The organism is Actinomadura kijaniata (genome assembly GCF_014138665.1).
GTDB classification, from domain to species: Bacteria; Actinomycetota; Actinomycetes; order Streptosporangiales; family Streptosporangiaceae; genus Spirillospora; species Spirillospora kijaniata.
The window spans coordinates 426,580-442,451 of the sequence record NZ_JACJIA010000003.1; the positions used below are offsets into that span (position 1 = coordinate 426,580).

A 15,872-nucleotide genomic window follows, 5' to 3' on the forward strand; every position below is an offset into this window, starting at 1 on the left:
TGCGCGAGTGGGACGATTGTGCCTGCCTGCGCCCGCGACGAAGGAGCCGACCCGAATGTCCGCCGAGAACGCCCCGAAGAAGACGCCGCTGCACGACGTTCATGCCGAGCTCGGCGCGAACCTCGTGGATTTCGCGGGATACCTGATGCCGCTGCGGTACTCCAGCGAGACCGCCGAGCACAGGGCCGTCCGCACCGCCGCCGGGCTGTTCGACCTGTCCCACATGGGGGAGATCTTCGTCTCGGGCCCGCGGGCCGCCGCGGCCCTCGACCACGCGCTGGTCGGCAACATCTCGCCGATGGCCGTGGGCAAGGCCCGCTACACCATGATCTGCGCCCATGACGGCGGCGTGCTGGACGACCTGATCGTGTACCGGCTGGCCGACGAGACCTACCTGGTCGTCGCCAACGCCGCGAACGTCGCCGTCGTCCGCGAGGCCCTGGTCGAGCGGGCCGCCGGGTTCGAGGCCGCCGTGGAGGACCGCAGCGACTCCTACGCGCTGATCGCGCTGCAGGGGCCGGACGCGCAGGAGATCCTGAGCCGGTTCACCGACGCGCCGCTGCCCGGGCTGAAGTACTACGCGATCATGGCGGACGAGGTCGCCGGGATCGACGCGCTCATCGCCCGGACCGGCTACACCGGCGAGGACGGGTTCGAGCTCTTCGTGGACGCCGCCGACGCCGTCGCGCTCTGGCGGGCCCTGGCCGCGGTCGAGGGCGTGGTCCCCTGCGGCCTGTCGGCGCGCGACACCCTCCGCCTGGAGGCGGGCATGCCGCTGTACGGCAACGAGCTCACGGCCGAGACCACCCCGTTCGAGGCGGGGCTGGGCCGGGTCGTGAAGTTCGAGAAGGAGGGGGACTTCGTCGGCCGGTCCGCGCTGGAGGCGGCCGCGCAGACCCCCGCAGGCCGTAGGCTCGTGGGGCTGGTCGCGCGGGGGCGTCGCGCGCCCCGCAGGGGGTACGACGTCGTCACGTCCGACGGCACGCCGTGCGGGGTCGTGACCAGTGGCGCTCCGTCGCCCACACTGGGCAGGCCGATCGCCATGGCCTACCTCGACAGCGGTGTCGGGGAGACCGAGCTCGCGGTGGACGTCCGTGGCCGGCGCGAGCCGGTCGACGTGGTCGCCCTGCCGTTCTACAAGCGTTCCTGAGACCTGGAGAGAGAAACAATCGTGAGTGTTCCGGAGCAGCTCCGTTACAGCGAGGAGCACGAGTGGGTCGCCGGCCTCGACAACGAGGACGGCATCGTCACCATCGGCATCACCGCGCACGCCGCCGACTCGCTCGGCGAGATCGTCTTCATCGAGCTTCAGGCGAACGAGGGTGACACCGTCGAGTCCGGCGAGACCTTCGGCGAGGTGGAGTCCACCAAGTCGGTCTCCGACCTGTACGCCCCGGTCAACGGCGAGGTCGTCGCGGTCAACCAGGCCGTGATCGACGAGCCGAAGGTCATCAACGACGACCCCTACGGCGAGGGCTGGATCGTCAAGGTCCGCGTCAGCGAGGAGCCGGGCGACCTGCTGGACGCCGAGGCCTACGCCAAGCTGGTCGAGGAGGCCTGAGGGTGCAGCTCAACGACTCCCTCGCCGCCGCCGACCCCGAGGTCGCCAAGGCCATCGCCGACGAGCTGCACCGCCAGCAGTCGACCCTGGAGATGATCGCCTCCGAGAACTTCGCCCCCGTGGCGGTCCTGGAGGCCCAGGGCTCGGTGATGACCAACAAGTACGCCGAGGGGTACCCGGGCCGGCGGTACTACGGCGGCTGCGAGTACGTGGACGTCACCGAGCAGCTCGCCATCGACCGGGCCAAGGAGCTGTTCGGGGCCGAGCACGCCAACGTGCAGCCCCACTCGGGCGCGCAGGCCAACACGGCGGTGTACTTCGCGCTGCTCCAGCACGGCGACACCATCCTCGGCCTGGACCTGGCGCACGGCGGCCACCTCACCCACGGCATGCGGCTGAACTACTCGGGCAAGACGCTGAACGTGGTGCCCTACCACGTGCGCGCCGAGGACGGCCTGGTGGACATGGACGAGGTCGCCGCGCTGGCCGCCGAGCACCGGCCCAAGATGATCGTCGCGGGCTGGTCGGCGTACCCGCGGCAGCTCGACTTCGCGGCGTTCCGGGAGATCGCCGACTCGGTCGGGGCGCTGCTGATGGTGGACATGGCCCACTTCGCGGGCCTGGTCGCGGCGGGGCTGCACCCGTCGCCCGTGCCGCACGCCGACATCGTCACCACGACCACGCACAAGACCCTCGGCGGTCCGCGCGGCGGTCTGATCCTGGCGAAGGAGGAGTACGGCAAGAAGATCAACTCTGCCGTCTTCCCGGGCATGCAGGGCGGTCCGCTGGAGCACGTCATCGCGGCCAAGGCCGTGGCGCTGAGGTTCGCGGCGTCCGAGGAGTTCAGGGACCGGCAGCAGCGGACCCTGGACGGCGCGCGGATCCTGGCCGAGCGGCTGCTGGCCGAGGACGCCGCCAAGGCGGGCGTGAAGGTGCTGACCGGCGGCACCGACGTGCACCTGGTCCTGGTGGACCTGGTGGACTCGGAGCTGACCGGGCGCGACGCCGAGGACCGCCTGCACGAGATCGGCATCACGGTCAACCGCAACGCGGTGCCCAACGACCCGCGCCCCCCGATGGTCACCTCCGGCCTGCGGATCGGCACCCCGGCCCTGGCCACCCGCGGCTTCCGGGACGAGGACTTCGCCGAGGTCGCCGACATCATCGCGCTGGCCCTGCAGCCGTCGTTCGACAAGGACGCGCTGGCGGGCCGTGTGCGGGCGCTGGCCGACCGGCACCCGCTGTATCCCCACCTGTAACTCCCCGGCCCCCTCCGCGTGATCCGCGCCCGCGCGGGCATACGGAGGGGGCTCGCTACAACGAGGTAGCACCCATGGCTATCAGTGTTTTCGACCTCTTCAAGATCGGCATCGGCCCGTCGTCGTCCCACACGGGCGGTCCGATGGCGGCGGCGCACCGCTTCGCGCGGGGCCTGCACGATGACGGCCTGCTGGAGAAGACGGCCTCCGTCCGGGCGGTCCTGTACGGCTCGCTCGGCCTGACCGGCAAGGGCCACGGCTCCGACAAGGCCGTGATGCTCGGGCTGGAGGGCGACAAGCCGGAGCTGGTGGACGTGGACGCGGTCGACGCCCGCCTGGCGAGGATCCGCGAGACGGAGCGGCTGACGGTCTTCGGCGAGGTGGAGGTCCCGTTCGTCGTCGGGGAGCACCTCGTCTTCGAGCGCAAGCAGTCGCTGCCGGGGCACCCGAACGGGATGCGCTTCGCGGCGTTCGACGCCGACGGCAACGAGCTGCGCTCCAAGGTCTACTACTCGGTGGGCGGCGGTTTCGTCGTCGACGAGAACGCCACCGGCGCCGACCGCATCAAGGCCGACGACACCGAGCTGCCGCACCGCTTCGACACGGCCGCCGAGCTGCTGGAGCGCTGCCGCGAGACGGGCCTGTCGATCTCCGGCCTGATGATGGAGAACGAGCAGGCGTTCGGCCGCACCGAGCGGGAGATCCGCGACGGCCTGGTCGAGCTGTGGCAGGTCATGCGGTCCTGCGTGCAGCGCGGCTGCACCCGCGAGGGCCTGCTGCCGGGCGGGCTGAAGGTCCGGCGCCGCGCTCCCCAGCTGCACCGCCAGCTGTCGTCGGAGTCCCCGAGCGACCCGCTCCACGCGATGGACTGGGTGACGCTGTTCGCGCTGGCGGTGAACGAGGAGAACGCCGCGGGCGGCCGGATCGTGACGGCCCCCACCAACGGCGCGGCGGGCATCATCCCGGCGGTCCTGCACTACTACGACAGGTTCGTCCCCGGCGCCGACGACGAGGGCGTGGTGCGCTTCCTGCTGACGGCGGGCGCGATCGGCGTCCTGTTCAAGCAGAACGCCTCCATCTCCGGCGCCGAGGTCGGCTGCCAGGGCGAGGTCGGGTCGGCCTGCTCGATGGCGGCGGCGGGCCTGACGGAGGTCCTGGGCGGCACCCCCGAGCAGGTGGAGAACGCCGCCGAGATCGGCATCGAGCACAACCTGGGCCTGACCTGCGACCCGGTGGGCGGGCTGGTGCAGGTCCCGTGCATCGAGCGCAACGCGGTGGGCGCGATCAAGGCGATCAGCGCCACCCGCATCGCCCTGCGCGGCGACGGCCGCCACTTCGTGTCCCTGGACAAGGCGATCAAGACCATGCGGGACACCGGGCGCGACATGCTCGACAAGTACAAGGAGACGTCCCGGGGCGGCCTGGCCGTCAACGTCATCGAGTGCTGAGGGGGCCCGCCGTTCCGGTGGGCCGTCAGGCGCGGGTGAGCGACAGGGTGCGGAGGCACTCGCCGCACTCGTGGACGAGGGTGAGCGTGTAGGCGGGTCCGGCGGGGTCGCCGGCGAGCAGCGCGGCCACGAGCAGCACCGCCTCGTCCAGGTCCAGTCCCCCGGCCACCACGGGGCCGGGGGCCTCCCGCACGACCACCCCGTCCCGGCGCACGGGCAGGGCGTGCTCGACGCACGGTTCGCGCAGGTCGGGCGCCAGGGTGAGGGTGAGGTCGGGAACGGAGGGACCACTGCCGGTGGTCACCGGGCGGCTCCCTTCGGCAGGCGACGTCGGAGGCGGACCCGCCGTCCCCTCCGGGGGCGGCGGGTCCGCTCGCATGTTGTTCGCCGTTCCGCCGCCGTTCCTTCCACCGGGTGCGTCGCGACGGTGGATCCGGGAACGAGCGGACTGCCGCCGGTCATCACCGGGCAGCTCCCTTCGGCAGGCGACATGGGAGGCGAGCCCGCCGTCCCGGCCGGGACCGCGTTCCCCCTTACCTGTTCTTGTCGGTTCGCCCTCTTTTCTTTCACCGCGCCCCGATGATCGTCCGGTGTCGAAGTGATCAAGGTTGTGTTCGGGGGGTGGCCGCGGGGGCCGCGGGCGGTTTGGTTGGAGGCATGGAGGGTGTCTTCGGAGACGACTGGGTGCACTTCTTCGGGGAGCTGCTCGACCGCGGCAGCGACTCGGAGACGGATCTGATCTGGCGGCTGCTCGACGTGGAGCCCGGCATGGAGGTCCTCGACCTCGGGTGCGGGTACGGGCGGATCGCCAACCATCTCGCCGGGCGCGGGTGCCGGGTCACGGGGCTGGACGTGGTGCCGGCCCTCCTGGACCGGGCGCGCCGGGACGCCCGCGAGCAGGGGCTCGACGTGGCCTATGTCGAGGGCGACATGCGGAACCTGGAGTGGACCGGACGGTTCGACCGGGTGGTCTGCTGGTTCACGACGTTCGGCTACTTCGACGACGAGGGCAACCGGCGCGTGCTGCGGGAGGTGGCGCGGGCGCTGCGGCCGGGCGGGCGGCTCCTGCTGGAGACGATGAACCGGGACTGGCTGCTCGGGCGGTTCCAGCACGCGAGCGTGGTGGAGCGGGACGGGGACCGCATCGTGGACCGGCACCGGTGGGAGCCGCTGACCGGGCGCCTGGTGACCGAGCGGACCCTGATCCGCGACGGGCGCGTGAAGGAGCTGGAGTACTTCCTGCGGCTGTTCCCCTTCACCGAGCTGCGGGACTGGCTGCTGGAGGCGGGCTTCACCGCGGTCGACGGGTTGGACGAGGGCGGCGACCCGCTGACGCTGGAGAGCAGCCGGATGATCGTCGTCGCGACGCGGTAGCGCCGGGAGGGGTCCGTTCGGAGCGGAAGGAACGAAGGAGGGGAGACCGTGCGCTCCCCTCCATTTTCAACTTATAGCGCGACCGGGGGCTTGCGGCAAGACCCGGGGCATGGCGCACAATCTCCAGCCGAAGCCGGGACCTGCGGGGACCGGGGGCTCGCGAGGGACGTGCGCCCCCACCGGCGAACGGGGGGATTCCATGATCGACGTGATCGTCGCCGGGGGCGGGCCGACCGGGTTGACGCTGGCGAGCGAGCTGCGGCTGCACGGCGTGCGCGTGGTCGTGCTGGAGAGGCTGGCCGAGCCGACCGGGCAGTCCCGGGGGCAGGGCCTGCACGCGCGCAGCGTCGAGCTGATGGACCAGCGCGGCCTGCTGGACCGGTTCCTCGCGGTCAGCAGGAAGTTCCAGGTGGGCGGCCTGTTCGGCGGCGTCATCAAGCCGTGGCCGGGCGGTCTGGACACGGCGCACCCGTACGGCCTCGCCGTACCGCAGCCGGTCACCGAACGGCTCCTCAACGAGCGCGCCCTCGAACTCGGCGCCGAGATCCGGCGCGGAAGCGAGCTGGTCGGGCTGAGCCAGGACGAGCACGGGGTGACCGCCGGGCTGGCCGACGGCACCGAGCTGCGCTCGCGCTACCTGGTCGGCTGCGACGGCGGCCGCAGCACGGTGCGCGGGCTGCTCGGCGTCGGCTTCCCCGGCGAGCCCTCCCGGGTCGAGACGCTGCTGGGCGTGATGGAGGCGACCGAGGACCCGGAGACGGTCGCCGCCGTCGTCGAGGAGGTCCACAGGACCCAGCCGCGGTTCGGCGCCACTCCCCTGGGGGACGGGGTGTACCGCGTCGTCGTGCCCGCCGAGGGGGTGGCCGAGGACCGCGCGGCCGCGCCGACCATCGAGGAGTTCCGGCGGCGGCTGCGGGCCGTCGCGGGCACCGACTTCGGCGTGCACTCGCCGCGCTGGCTGTCCCGGTTCGGCGACGCCACCCGGCAGGCCGAGCGCTACCGGGTCGGCCGGGCGCTGCTGGCCGGCGACGCGGCGCACGTCCACCCGCCGACCGGCGGGCAGGGGCTCAACCTCGGCGTCCAGGACGCGTTCAACCTCGGCTGGAAGCTGGCCGCCGAGGTCAACGGCTGGGCGCCGGAGGGGCTGCTGGACAGCTACCACGCCGAACGGCACCCGGTGGGCGCCCGCGTGCTGGACAACAGCCGCGCGCAGATGGCGCTGCTGGGGTCCGATCCGGGCGCGACCGCGCTGCGGGGGCTGTTCTCGACGCTGATGGACTTCGAGGAGGTGAACCGGTACGTGACCGGGATGATCACCGCGGTCGCGGTCCGCTACGACCTCGGCGAGGGCCACGAGCTGCTCGGCCGGCGGCTGCGGGACGTGCGGCTGGAGCGGGGGCGCCTGTACGAGCTGACGCACGGCGGCCGCGGGCTGCTGCTCGACCGGACCGGCCGGCTCTCGGTGGAGGGCTGGGCGGACCGGGTCGACCACGTCGTCGACGCCTGCGAGGAGCTGGACGTGCCCGCGGTGCTGCTGCGGCCGGACGGCCACGTGGCGTGGGCCGGCGCGGACCAGCGGGACCTGCTCGCCCATCTGCCCCGGTGGTTCGGCGCCGCCGCCGGCTGAGCGCGGACCGGCCGCCCCGGCGGGCGACGGGAGCCGCCGCGGCTCGGCGCGCGGCGGCTCCACGGCGGGGACGGGGCGTCCCCTAGTAGCCGATCTGCTCCACCTCGCCGCGGTGGAACGGCTCCCCCTTCATCAGGAGGTCGGCGAGCGTGTCCGCCATCGGCACCCCGAGGTCGTTCTCCATCCAGAGGAACTGGCCGCACGGGTTGCTTTCGAGGAAGACGTACTCGCCCTCGGGCGTGACGATGAAGTCCAGCGCCCCGTACACGATCCCGAGCTCGTCCATCAGGACCTGGACCTGCTTGACGAGTTCCTCCGGGAGCGGCTGGTAGTCGCCGTACCGCATCTCCATGTCGGCCCGCCAGTCGACCCTGGTCGACTCGGTGCCCTGCGAGTCGACCACCACCGGGAAGAAGGTGTTGCCGATGACGGTGAGCCGCACCTCGTGGGACTTCTCGATGTACTCCTGGAACTGGCAGATGGTGTGCCGCACCCGCCCGGCCTTCTCCTTGAGCTCGTCGCCGACGACGCTGGTGAGCAGGCCGGAGGGGAAGGCGCCGGGATAGTGGATCACCCCGCCGGTCAGCGACTTGTAGACCAAGCCGTCGTCGACCCGGCCGAGGAGCCGCTCGACCTCGGCGGGATCGTTGGTCAGCAGCGTCTTCGGCACCCGCATGCCGGCCTGCTTGGCGAGCTTGAGCTGGCGCGGCTTCAGCTCGGCGATCGCGTCGACGTCGGGGCGGTTGACCCACAGGCAGTCGGTGTTGCGCAGGATGCCGCCCACGCCGTGCAGCGCCTCGTTCCGCGCGAACTCGCGTTCGGCCTCGCCCATCTCCTCGCCGAAGTCGAACGCGGTCGGCCGGCGGAACCACACGCCCGACAGCCGCCGCAGGTCCACCTCGCGGTCGCGGTGCCGCATGACGGCCCGCTCCCCGTCGAAGTCGGAGGTGGTGAGGGTGATCTCGCGGGGGAAGTCGCTGATGTCGGCCCGGACGACCCGGGCGCCCTTGGCCGTGAGGCTGCGGACGACCGGGTCGGCGGTGGGGTCGAAATCCTGCGTGAGGATCAGGACCTCAGGTAGTTCGTTGGGCATGTGTCAGGCGCAGATGTCGTCGAGGTAGCGGTCGTCGTTGTAGATGCCGGTCCTGGTCCAGGACGAGTAGCCGGCCTCGATCGGCTTGCCGTCGGGGCCGAGCCAGGTCTGGGTCTCCTGGTCGTAGGCGCCGGCCTGCGGGTCGGGGCCGGGGCGCTTGCTCAGCGGCGTCGAGTAGGCGTAGCCGAGGGGCCGCTGGTCGCCGTCGGCGGTCGGGAGGGTCGCGGGGTCGGCCGCCGCGTGGTCGGGCGAGATGAACGCGCGGGCGGTGCGGAGCGGGGTGCTCACGAGCACACTGGGCATGCTGACGCCTTCCTTGGTACGGGTTCGTTCGGGAGTGACCTGGTACGGGAACGGCGGGTCCGGGGACCCGCCCCGGTCACGACGCGGCGGGGTCGGCCGTCACGGGGTGACGGATCGGCCCTTCGCTCCCCGGTGTCTCATGACGTGGTGGGCTCCGTGATCCCCACGAGGCCCCGGACGTCACCGGAGAAGACCCAGACCTGACGGTCCGCGTCGTAGTGGCCGGCGGACATCCTCACCGTGCTCTCGGGCTCGAACTCGTCCTCGGGCTCGTAGAGGTAGGCGAGCGGGACCGCCGGACTGGTGCGGGTACGCGCGCGCGACTGCGTCGGTCTGGCCCGGATCACCATTTCGTCACCGTCGAGCTCGGGACGGTCGAAGCGGAGGAACGTGGGCCAGCGGTGCGGAACGGAACGGATGGACGCGGTGGATTCCGGCTTCCGGGTCATGCTGGGGGCCCTCCCGAAGATCACCGGTAACCCTCCGGATCAAGGTGACACGGGCCACGATGATCGACAAGTCCGTGATCATGGCCGTATCCGGCCATGATCACGAGGTTTCAGGGGGTCCGGGCGGTGGCCGCGGGGTTGGTCCGATCCCGGATGACGCGGAGTGATCTCAGGAACGCGTCCAGCTCCTCGGGCGGCAGGAGGCCCGTGAGCCAGCGGTCGACCGCCGCCAGGTAGGTGGGCAGGACCTCGCGCAGGCGCTCCTCGCCCTCGGGGGTGAGGGTCGCGAACGTCGCGCGGCGGTCGTCCGGGCTGGTGTCGCGGCGGACCAGGCCCGCGCGGGCGAGGCGGTCGACCAGGCGGGTCACGCCGCTGGTGGACAGGGCCGTCTGGGTGGCCAGGTCGGTCATGCGCAGGCGGCGGCCGGGCGAGCGGCCGAGCCGGAGCAGCGCGTTGAGGTCCAGGCCGGACAGGCCGTGGTCGCGCCAGGCCGGTTCCAGGCGGGAGACCAGGCCCTGGTGCGCCTCGAACAGCAGGCCCGCCGCGGTGAGGCGGGGGTCGTCGAGCGGGTCGTCGGTCGCTGCCATGCGGGAATCCTACCAATAGTTGACATGAGGAATTTCCTCAGTGTAGATATTTGCTCAAGCAATATTCCTCACGGCAACTAAGGGGTGTCCGATGGGCGACTGGGTGGCGGGGTTCCGCGGAGCGGTGATCAGCCCGTACGAGGAGTTCCGCATCAGCGAGCCGCGCGGCTTCCGCGACCAGACGGTGCGGCAGGTGCTGCGGATGGCGGGCGGCGGCGAACGGCTGCGGGTGCGGCTCAGCAACCGGTACGGGCGCGCGCCGCTGACGGTCGGCGCGGCGCGGGTCGCCGGGCGCGGGAGCGGCGGCGCGATCGTCGAGGGGAGCGACCTCGCGGTGCGGTTCGGCGGCGCGGAGCAGGTGACCGTCCCCGCCGGGGAGGAGGTCGTCAGCGACCCCGTGGACCGGGCCGTGGCGGCCGGCGAGGACCTGGTGCTCAGCCTGTACCTGCCGGACGAGACCGGTCCGGCGACCTTCCAGCAGTTCCCGATGGAGACCGCCTACGTCGGGGCGGGCGACCAGGTCTCCGCGCCGGAGCTGGCCGGGGCCGAGGAGGTGGGCTCACGGTTCTACGTGACCGGGGTGGACGTGTTCGCCGACGCGCGGATCGCCGTGGCGTTCGGGGACTCGTGGTTCGAGGGCGTGGGATCGACGGTGGGCGCCGACCGCCGTTCCGTGGACGGCCTCAACGAACGGCTCGACCGCGGCTGGGTCGTCAACCAGGGCCTGGCCGGCAACCGGCTGCTGACCGACGAGGTCGGCGAGCACGGCCTGGCCCGGTTCGACCGCGACGTGCTGGCGGTGCCGGGCGTGTCCCACGTGCTGCTCCACCTCGGCATCAACGACCTGCTGATCCCGGGCATGGTCGGCCGCCCGCCGGCCCGGGCCGAGGACCTGGCCGCCGGGTACACCGAGCTGGCCCGGCGCGCCCGCGAGGCCGGGCTGACCGTGCTCGGCGCGACGGTCGGGCCGATCGGCGGCGCGGTCTACCCCGGGGCCGTCACGCCCGAGGCCCTGGCCGAGCGGCGGCGCGTGAACGAGTGGCTGCGCTCCAGCGACGTGTTCGACTCGCTCTTCGACGTCGCGCTGGCCGTCGGGGACCCGGACGACCCCGAGCGCATCCGTCCCGAGTTCGTCGACCCCGACGGCATGCACCTCAACGACGCCGGGGCGCGCGCCATGGCCGGGTCCGTCGACCTGGCGGCGTTGAAGCTGTGAGGGGGCGCGGGTGTCAGGGGCCGGACGGCGGAGGGGTGAGCACGCACCGGGTGTCCAGGCCCAGCACGCGGTTCAGGCGGCCGAACGCCAGCCACGAGCCCAGGCACATCGTCAGTTCGGCGATCTCCCGCTGGGTGTAGTGCGCGGTCATGCGCGTCCAGAAGTCCTCGTCGAGGCCGTGGTGGTCCAGGACGTAGCGTTCGGCGTACTCGGCGGCCAGGCGGGCACGGTCGTCGAACGCGCCGGTGGTGCGCCATTCGGTGACCGCGTCGAGGAAGCCGGGCTCGACCTTCTCGCCGTCGCGCTCGGTGCGCCAGTCCAGGCAGAAGACGCAGCCGTTGAGCTGCGCGACGCGCAGCCGCGCCGCCTCGAACTCGCGCAGGCCGAGGGTGGTGTGGGCGTAGACCGCCAGGGAGAACCCCGCGGCGGCGGGGCCGATGCCGGGGACGAGCTCGCCCCACACGTACTCGATGGGGTCCCGGCCCTCGGGGACGTCGATGTTCACGGCTTCCTCCCGAGTCGGCCGACGGCGGGGCGCAGGGGGACGTCGAGGGCGTCGTACAGGCCGGGCGGGGACGCCGCCAGCCAGTCGATCGCGTTCACCAGGCGGCCGACGGCGGTGGCGTTGCCGCCCTCGGCGTGGTTGCCGTTCTCGGTGGCCTGCACGGTGACCTCGATGCGCGGGCGCCCCTCGACGATCACGCGGTGCGCGCCGTCGCCGGCGGGCGGGGCGGGCCAGTCGGGGGCGCAGGACGGGTGGATGCGGGTGACGTGCTCGACGATCAGGCGGGGCTCGCCGCCGACGATCCCCTGCACCTCGAAGCGGACCGCGCCCTGCGTCCCGGCCGCGAACTCCCCCATCCGGGCCGTGGTGACGGCGGCGTCGAGCGGGCGGCGGTCGACGGTCTCGCGGATCTCCTCGACCGCGACGCCCAGGGCGCGGGCCAGCAGCCGGATCTGGCCGCCCCACACCAGGGACGGGACGGTCGGCGCGAGCATCGGCGGCTCGTAGTCGAGCGGGTGGCCCATGCCGACCAGGTGCCGGACCGAGTCCTCCTGGTCGTAGCTGGTGTAGTCGAAGACCTCCTGGCAGCGGATCGCGTCGATGTCCCGGCCCAGGCCGCTGACCAGCGAGGGCAGCACGTCGTTGCCCCAGCCGGGATCGACGCCGGACACGAACAGCGACCCGCCGCCCTCGGCGACCGCCTTCAGCACCGGCTCGCGGGCCTCCGGCGGGGCCGAACGGTGGTCGTAGAGGGCGTACAGGGCGGGCGTGACGACGACGGCCCCGGCGCGGACCGCCCGGACGACGTCGGCCAGCGCGTCGTCCGGGCGCAGCTCGCCGGAGGCGGCGTACACCACGGCGCGGGGGCGGGCGTCCAGGACGGCGGCGACGTCGTCGGTCGCCGCGACCCCGAGGGCGCGGTCGAGTCCGGCGAGGTCGCCGGCGTCCCGGCCGGCCTTGCGGGGATCGTGCACGAGGACGGCGGTGAGGTCCAGGTCCGGGTGGGCGGCGACGGCGCGGACGGCCAGCCGGCCGACGTTGCCGGTGCCCCAGACGACCGTGGGAATCATGCCCGGACGTTACCAAGCGCTTGCTTTAGGCGCCAGGGGCCGCCGCCAGCGCCGCCGCGACCACGGCCCGCGCCTCCTCCTGCACCCGCGCCAGGTGGTCCGGGCCCCGGAACGACTCGGCGTAGATCTTGTAGACGTCCTCGGTGCCGGACGGGCGCGCCGCGAACCAGGCGGCGTCCGTGGTCACCTTCAGGCCGCCGATCGGGGCCTTGTTGCCGGGGGCCTCGGTCAGGATCGCCGTGATCGGGTCGCCCGCCAGGGCGTCGGCCGTCACGTCGCCCGGCGACAGCCTCTTCAGCACGTCCTTCTCGTCCGGGGTCGCGGGCGCGTCCACCCGGGCGTAGGCCGGTTCGCCGTGCTCCTCGGCCAGCGTCGCGTACAGGCGGCTCGGGGACCCGCCGGTGACGGCCGTGATCTCGGCGGCCAGCAGCGCCATGACGATGCCGTCCTTGTCGGTGGTCCACACCGAGCCGTCGCGGCGCAGGAACGACGCCCCCGCGCTCTCCTCCCCGCCGAACGCCAGCGTCCCGTCCAGCAGCCCCGGCACGAACCACTTGAACCCGACCGGCACCTCCAGCAGGTCGCGGCCCAGCCCCGCCGCCACGCGGTCGATCATGCCGCTGCTCACCAGGGTCTTGCCGACGGCGACCGACCCCGGCCAGTCCGGGCGGTGCCGGTACAGGTAGGCGATCGCGGCGGCCAGGAAGTGGTTGGGGTTCATCAGGCCCGCGTCGGGGGTGACGATGCCGTGCCGGTCGGCGTCGGCGTCGTTGCCGGTGGCCACGTCGTACGCCGCGCGGTTGTCGATCAGCGACGCCATCGCGTGCGGCGAGGAGCAGTCCATGCGGATCCTGCCGTCCCAGTCCAGCGTCATGAACCGCCAGGTCGGGTCCACCTCCGGGGTCACCACCGTCAGGTCCAGCCGGTGCCGCTCGGCGATCTCGGCCCAGTAGGCGACGCTCGCGCCGCCCAGCGGGTCGGCGCCGATCCGCACCCCGGCCGACCGGATCGCGTCCAGGTCGACGACCGAGGGCAGGTCGTCCACGTACGCGCCCAGGAAGTCGTAGCGGGCCGCCTCCGCCAGCGCCCGCTCGTGGGGGACGCGGCGGACGCCCTTCAGCCCGCCGGCGATCAGCGCGTTGGCGCGGTCCTGGATCCAGGACGTCGCGTCGGTCCCGGCGGGGCCGCCGTTGGGCGGGTTGTACTTGAAGCCGCCGTCGCGGGGCGGGTTGTGGGAGGGCGTCACCACGACGCCGTCGGCCGTGCCGGAGGAGCGGGCCCGGTTGTGGGTGAGGATCGCGTGCGAGACGGCGGGGGTCGGGACGTACCCGTCCCGGGCGTCGATCATCACCTGGACGCCGTTGGCCGCGAACACCTCCAGCGCCGAGGCCAGCGCGGGCGCCGACAGCGCGTGGGTGTCGGCGCCCAGGAACAGGGGGCCGGTCACGTTCCGCTCGGCGCGGTACTCGCAGATCGCCTGGCTGGTCGCCAGGATGTGCTCCTCGTTGAACGCCCCGTCCAGCGCCGACCCCCGGTGCCCGGAGGTCCCGAACGCCACCGGGCGCTCGGCCCGCCGGACGTAGTAGGCCGTGACCAGGCGCGGCACGTCGACAAGGTCCTCAGACCGGGCGGGCTGCCCGGCGCGCGCGTCCACCATGCAAGAACTCCTCGCTCGTCGGTGCCGGGATCGTTCCCCGTCGGCGGCCGAATTCACGGACCGGACGGGTCCGCGCCGCGCCCGGTGGGGTTGCCGGAGTGCCGGGCGGGCCCGCCGCAGTGGGCGCACACGACCTCGGGCTCCAGGGTCTCCCCGCAGGAGTGCTCCCAGCGCACCGGCGGGTCCTCGGGGTTGAGGTGGCGGTCGCCCCAGGCCATCAGCGCCAGCAGCACGTCGCCGAGCTCCCGGCCCGCCGGGGTGAGGTGGTACTCGTGGCGGGCCGGGTGCTCCTGGTACCGCTCGCGGCGGAGGATCCCGGCCGCCTCCAGCTTGCGGAGGCGGGCGGTGAGGATGTCGCGGGACGCGCCGGTCCGGCGGGCGATCCCGTCGAACCGGCGGACGCCGTGGAACAGCTCCCGCACCACCAGCAGGCTCCACCGCTCGCCGACGACCTCCAGGGTGTCGGCGATGGAGCAGGGGCGGGGATCGGCGTCCTTGGGCATGTCCGCAGCCTAGAGGCGTTCGATGACGGTCGCGTTCGCCTGGCCGCCCGCCTCGCACATGGTCTGGAGCCCGTAGCGCAGGCCCCGGTCCTCCAGGTTGTGCAGCAGGGTCGTCATCAGCCGGGCCCCGCTCGCGCCGAGGGGGTGGCCGATGGCGATGGCGCCGCCGCGCACGTTCACCCGGGCGGGGTCGGCGCCGGTCTCGCGCTGCCAGGCCAGCACGACGGGCGCGAACGCCTCGTTCACCTCGAACAGGTCGATGTCGTCCAGCGCCAGCCCGGCGCGGCCCAGGACCCTCGCGGTCGCGGGGATGATCGCGGTGAGCATCAGCAGCGGGTCGTCGCCGACGACGGCGAAGGAGTGGAAGCGGGCGCGCGGGCGCAGCCCCAGGCGGGCGGCGGCCTCGGCGGACATCACCAGGACGGCGGCGGCCCCGTCGTTGATCGGGGAGGCGTTCCCCGCGGTGATCCGCCAGGTGATCTCGGGGAAGCGCTCGGCCATGGCCGGGTCGAGGTAGGCGGGGCGGAGCCCGGCGAGGACCTCGGGGGTGGTGTCCGGGCGGACGGTCTCGTCGGGCTGCCCGGCCCAGGCGACCTCGCGGTCGAACTCGCCGTTCTTCCACGCCTCGGCGGCGCGGCGGTGCGACTCGTAGGCGAACGCGTCCAGCTCCTCGCGCGGCAGGTCCCAGCGCGCGGCGATCAGTTCGGCGCTGATGCCCTGCCCGACCAGGCCGCCGGGGTAGCGGGCGGCGACGCCGGGGCCGAACGGGTCGCTGCCCGGCAGCACCGCCGACCCCATCGGGACGCGCGACATCGACTCCACGCCGCAGGCGACCGCGATGTCGTAGGCCCCGCTCCGCACGCCCTGCGCGGCGATGTGCAGCGCCTGCTGGGAGGAGCCGCACTGCCGGTCCACGGTCATCGCGGGCACGCTCTCGGGGAACCCGGCGGCCAGCACCGCGCTGCGGGTGACGTTGAGCGCCTGGTCGCCCGCCTGGGTGACGACGCCGCCGACCACGTCGTCGATCAGCGCCGGGTCGATCCCGGCCCGCTCCACGAGCGCGGTCAGGGTGCGGGCCAGCAGGTCGGCCGGGTGCTCCCCGTGCAGCGCTCCGTTCGGCCTGCCCTTGGCCACCGGCGTCCGCACCGCTTCCACGATCACCGCGTCGCGCATGGTCCCTCCTCGGACCTCGTAGGTTGGATTTTCCAACTCACTGGTCG

17 protein-coding genes are annotated in these 15,872 nt (G+C 73.2%); 7 read left to right on the top strand and 10 right to left on the bottom strand.

What is annotated here, in order from left to right; translation table 11 throughout:
* Positions 1 to 55: 55 nt before the first annotated feature.
* From gcvT to HNR61_RS14065, 4 genes are all read left to right on the top strand, one after another.
* The gene (gcvT, locus tag HNR61_RS14050) at positions 56 to 1,150 is read left to right on the top strand and encodes a glycine cleavage system aminomethyltransferase GcvT (protein ID WP_182843568.1); all 1,095 of its coding nucleotides are present in this window, start codon (positions 56 to 58) and stop codon (positions 1,148 to 1,150) included.
* 21 nt (positions 1,151 to 1,171) lie between these two features.
* Entirely contained in the window at positions 1,172 to 1,561 is a 390-nt protein-coding gene (gcvH, locus tag HNR61_RS14055; protein ID WP_067829343.1) for a glycine cleavage system protein GcvH, read from the top strand.
* Positions 1,562 to 1,563: 2 nt separating this feature from the next.
* Complete coding sequence (glyA, locus tag HNR61_RS14060) at positions 1,564 to 2,820, top strand: serine hydroxymethyltransferase (protein ID WP_182843569.1); 1,257 nt, start codon at positions 1,564 to 1,566, stop codon at positions 2,818 to 2,820.
* 74 nt (positions 2,821 to 2,894) lie between these two features.
* A complete protein-coding gene (locus HNR61_RS14065; protein WP_182843570.1) occupies positions 2,895 to 4,268 on the top strand; it encodes an L-serine ammonia-lyase in 1,374 nt (457 codons plus the stop codon).
* A gap of 25 nt (positions 4,269 to 4,293) precedes the next feature.
* On the opposite strand, the gene HNR61_RS14070 is transcribed toward HNR61_RS14065, so the two are convergent.
* On the bottom strand, positions 4,294 to 4,572 hold the full coding sequence (locus tag HNR61_RS14070) for a hypothetical protein (protein ID WP_182843571.1): 279 nt from the start codon (positions 4,570 to 4,572) through the stop codon (positions 4,294 to 4,296).
* Between the two features lie 353 nt (positions 4,573 to 4,925).
* On the opposite strand from HNR61_RS14070, the gene HNR61_RS14075 reads away from it, so the two are divergent.
* Together HNR61_RS14075 and rox are read left to right on the top strand one after the other, a co-directional pair.
* Positions 4,926 to 5,642 carry an SAM-dependent methyltransferase gene (locus tag HNR61_RS14075; RefSeq protein ID WP_182843572.1) on the top strand — a complete coding sequence of 239 codons (717 nt, stop codon included), beginning with the start codon at positions 4,926 to 4,928 and terminating at the stop codon, positions 5,640 to 5,642.
* A gap of 199 nt (positions 5,643 to 5,841) precedes the next feature.
* Positions 5,842 to 7,269 carry a rifampin monooxygenase gene (rox, locus tag HNR61_RS14080; RefSeq protein ID WP_182843573.1) on the top strand — a complete coding sequence of 476 codons (1,428 nt, stop codon included), beginning with the start codon at positions 5,842 to 5,844 and terminating at the stop codon, positions 7,267 to 7,269.
* A gap of 82 nt (positions 7,270 to 7,351) precedes the next feature.
* On the opposite strand, the gene HNR61_RS14085 is transcribed toward rox, so the two are convergent.
* From HNR61_RS14085 to HNR61_RS14100, 4 genes are all read right to left on the bottom strand, one after another.
* On the bottom strand, positions 7,352 to 8,362 hold the full coding sequence (locus HNR61_RS14085; protein WP_182843574.1) for an MvdC/MvdD family ATP grasp protein: 1,011 nt from the start codon (positions 8,360 to 8,362) through the stop codon (positions 7,352 to 7,354).
* Positions 8,363 to 8,365: 3 nt separating this feature from the next.
* Positions 8,366 to 8,665, bottom strand: coding sequence for a hypothetical protein (locus tag HNR61_RS14090; protein WP_182843575.1), 300 nt, complete (start codon positions 8,663 to 8,665; stop codon positions 8,366 to 8,368).
* 137 nt (positions 8,666 to 8,802) lie between these two features.
* The gene (locus tag HNR61_RS14095; RefSeq protein WP_157420461.1) at positions 8,803 to 9,114 is read right to left on the bottom strand and encodes a hypothetical protein; all 312 of its coding nucleotides are present in this window, start codon (positions 9,112 to 9,114) and stop codon (positions 8,803 to 8,805) included.
* A gap of 110 nt (positions 9,115 to 9,224) precedes the next feature.
* Positions 9,225 to 9,701, bottom strand: coding sequence for a MarR family winged helix-turn-helix transcriptional regulator (locus tag HNR61_RS14100; RefSeq protein ID WP_182843576.1), 477 nt, complete (start codon positions 9,699 to 9,701; stop codon positions 9,225 to 9,227).
* 91 nt (positions 9,702 to 9,792) lie between these two features.
* Here HNR61_RS14100 and HNR61_RS14105 point away from each other — a divergent pair, with 91 nt between their 5' ends.
* Entirely contained in the window at positions 9,793 to 10,917 is a 1,125-nt protein-coding gene (locus tag HNR61_RS14105) for a GDSL-type esterase/lipase family protein (protein WP_182843577.1), read from the top strand.
* A gap of 13 nt (positions 10,918 to 10,930) precedes the next feature.
* Here HNR61_RS14105 and HNR61_RS14110 read toward each other — a convergent pair whose 3' ends face one another.
* From HNR61_RS14110 to HNR61_RS14130, 5 genes are read right to left on the bottom strand one after another with little or no spacing between them, the layout of a single operon-like run.
* A complete protein-coding gene (locus tag HNR61_RS14110) occupies positions 10,931 to 11,422 on the bottom strand; it encodes a carboxymuconolactone decarboxylase family protein (RefSeq protein WP_182843578.1) in 492 nt (163 codons plus the stop codon).
* On the bottom strand, positions 11,419 to 12,492 hold the full coding sequence (locus HNR61_RS14115) for an NAD(P)H-dependent amine dehydrogenase family protein (RefSeq protein WP_182843579.1): 1,074 nt from the start codon (positions 12,490 to 12,492) through the stop codon (positions 11,419 to 11,421). Before HNR61_RS14115 ends, HNR61_RS14110 begins: the two co-directional genes overlap by 4 nt.
* Before the next feature lie 25 nt (positions 12,493 to 12,517).
* Entirely contained in the window at positions 12,518 to 14,149 is a 1,632-nt protein-coding gene (pgm, locus tag HNR61_RS14120) for a phosphoglucomutase (alpha-D-glucose-1,6-bisphosphate-dependent) (protein ID WP_182843580.1), read from the bottom strand.
* 53 nt (positions 14,150 to 14,202) lie between these two features.
* Positions 14,203 to 14,652 carry a winged helix-turn-helix transcriptional regulator gene (locus HNR61_RS14125; protein ID WP_182843581.1) on the bottom strand — a complete coding sequence of 150 codons (450 nt, stop codon included), beginning with the start codon at positions 14,650 to 14,652 and terminating at the stop codon, positions 14,203 to 14,205.
* A 9-nt stretch (positions 14,653 to 14,661) separates the two neighbouring features.
* The gene (locus tag HNR61_RS14130; protein WP_182843582.1) at positions 14,662 to 15,825 is read right to left on the bottom strand and encodes a thiolase family protein; all 1,164 of its coding nucleotides are present in this window, start codon (positions 15,823 to 15,825) and stop codon (positions 14,662 to 14,664) included.
* Positions 15,826 to 15,872: the final 47 nt, after the last annotated feature.

Bases quoted from the DNA above. Each gene is read 5' to 3' on its own strand.
- HNR61_RS14130 (WP_182843582.1), bottom strand. From the start codon at position 15,825: ATGCGCGACGCGGTGATCGTGGAAGCGGTGCGGACGCCGGTGGCCAAG.
- HNR61_RS14085 (WP_182843574.1), bottom strand. From the start codon at position 8,362: ATGCCCAACGAACTACCTGAGGTCCTGATCCTCACGCAGGATTTCGAC.
- HNR61_RS14065 (WP_182843570.1), top strand. From the start codon at position 2,895: ATGGCTATCAGTGTTTTCGACCTCTTCAAGATCGGCATCGGCCCGTCG.
- HNR61_RS14095 (WP_157420461.1), bottom strand. From the start codon at position 9,114: ATGACCCGGAAGCCGGAATCCACCGCGTCCATCCGTTCCGTTCCGCAC.
- pgm (WP_182843580.1), bottom strand. From the start codon at position 14,149: ATGGTGGACGCGCGCGCCGGGCAGCCCGCCCGGTCTGAGGACCTTGTC.
- HNR61_RS14125 (WP_182843581.1), bottom strand. From the start codon at position 14,652: ATGCCCAAGGACGCCGATCCCCGCCCCTGCTCCATCGCCGACACCCTG.
- HNR61_RS14105 (WP_182843577.1), top strand. From the start codon at position 9,793: ATGGGCGACTGGGTGGCGGGGTTCCGCGGAGCGGTGATCAGCCCGTAC.
- gcvT (WP_182843568.1), top strand. From the start codon at position 56: ATGTCCGCCGAGAACGCCCCGAAGAAGACGCCGCTGCACGACGTTCAT.
- HNR61_RS14100 (WP_182843576.1), bottom strand. From the start codon at position 9,701: ATGGCAGCGACCGACGACCCGCTCGACGACCCCCGCCTCACCGCGGCG.
- rox (WP_182843573.1), top strand. From the start codon at position 5,842: ATGATCGACGTGATCGTCGCCGGGGGCGGGCCGACCGGGTTGACGCTG.
- HNR61_RS14115 (WP_182843579.1), bottom strand. From the start codon at position 12,492: ATGATTCCCACGGTCGTCTGGGGCACCGGCAACGTCGGCCGGCTGGCC.
- HNR61_RS14090 (WP_182843575.1), bottom strand. From the start codon at position 8,665: ATGCCCAGTGTGCTCGTGAGCACCCCGCTCCGCACCGCCCGCGCGTTC.
- HNR61_RS14075 (WP_182843572.1), top strand. From the start codon at position 4,926: ATGGAGGGTGTCTTCGGAGACGACTGGGTGCACTTCTTCGGGGAGCTG.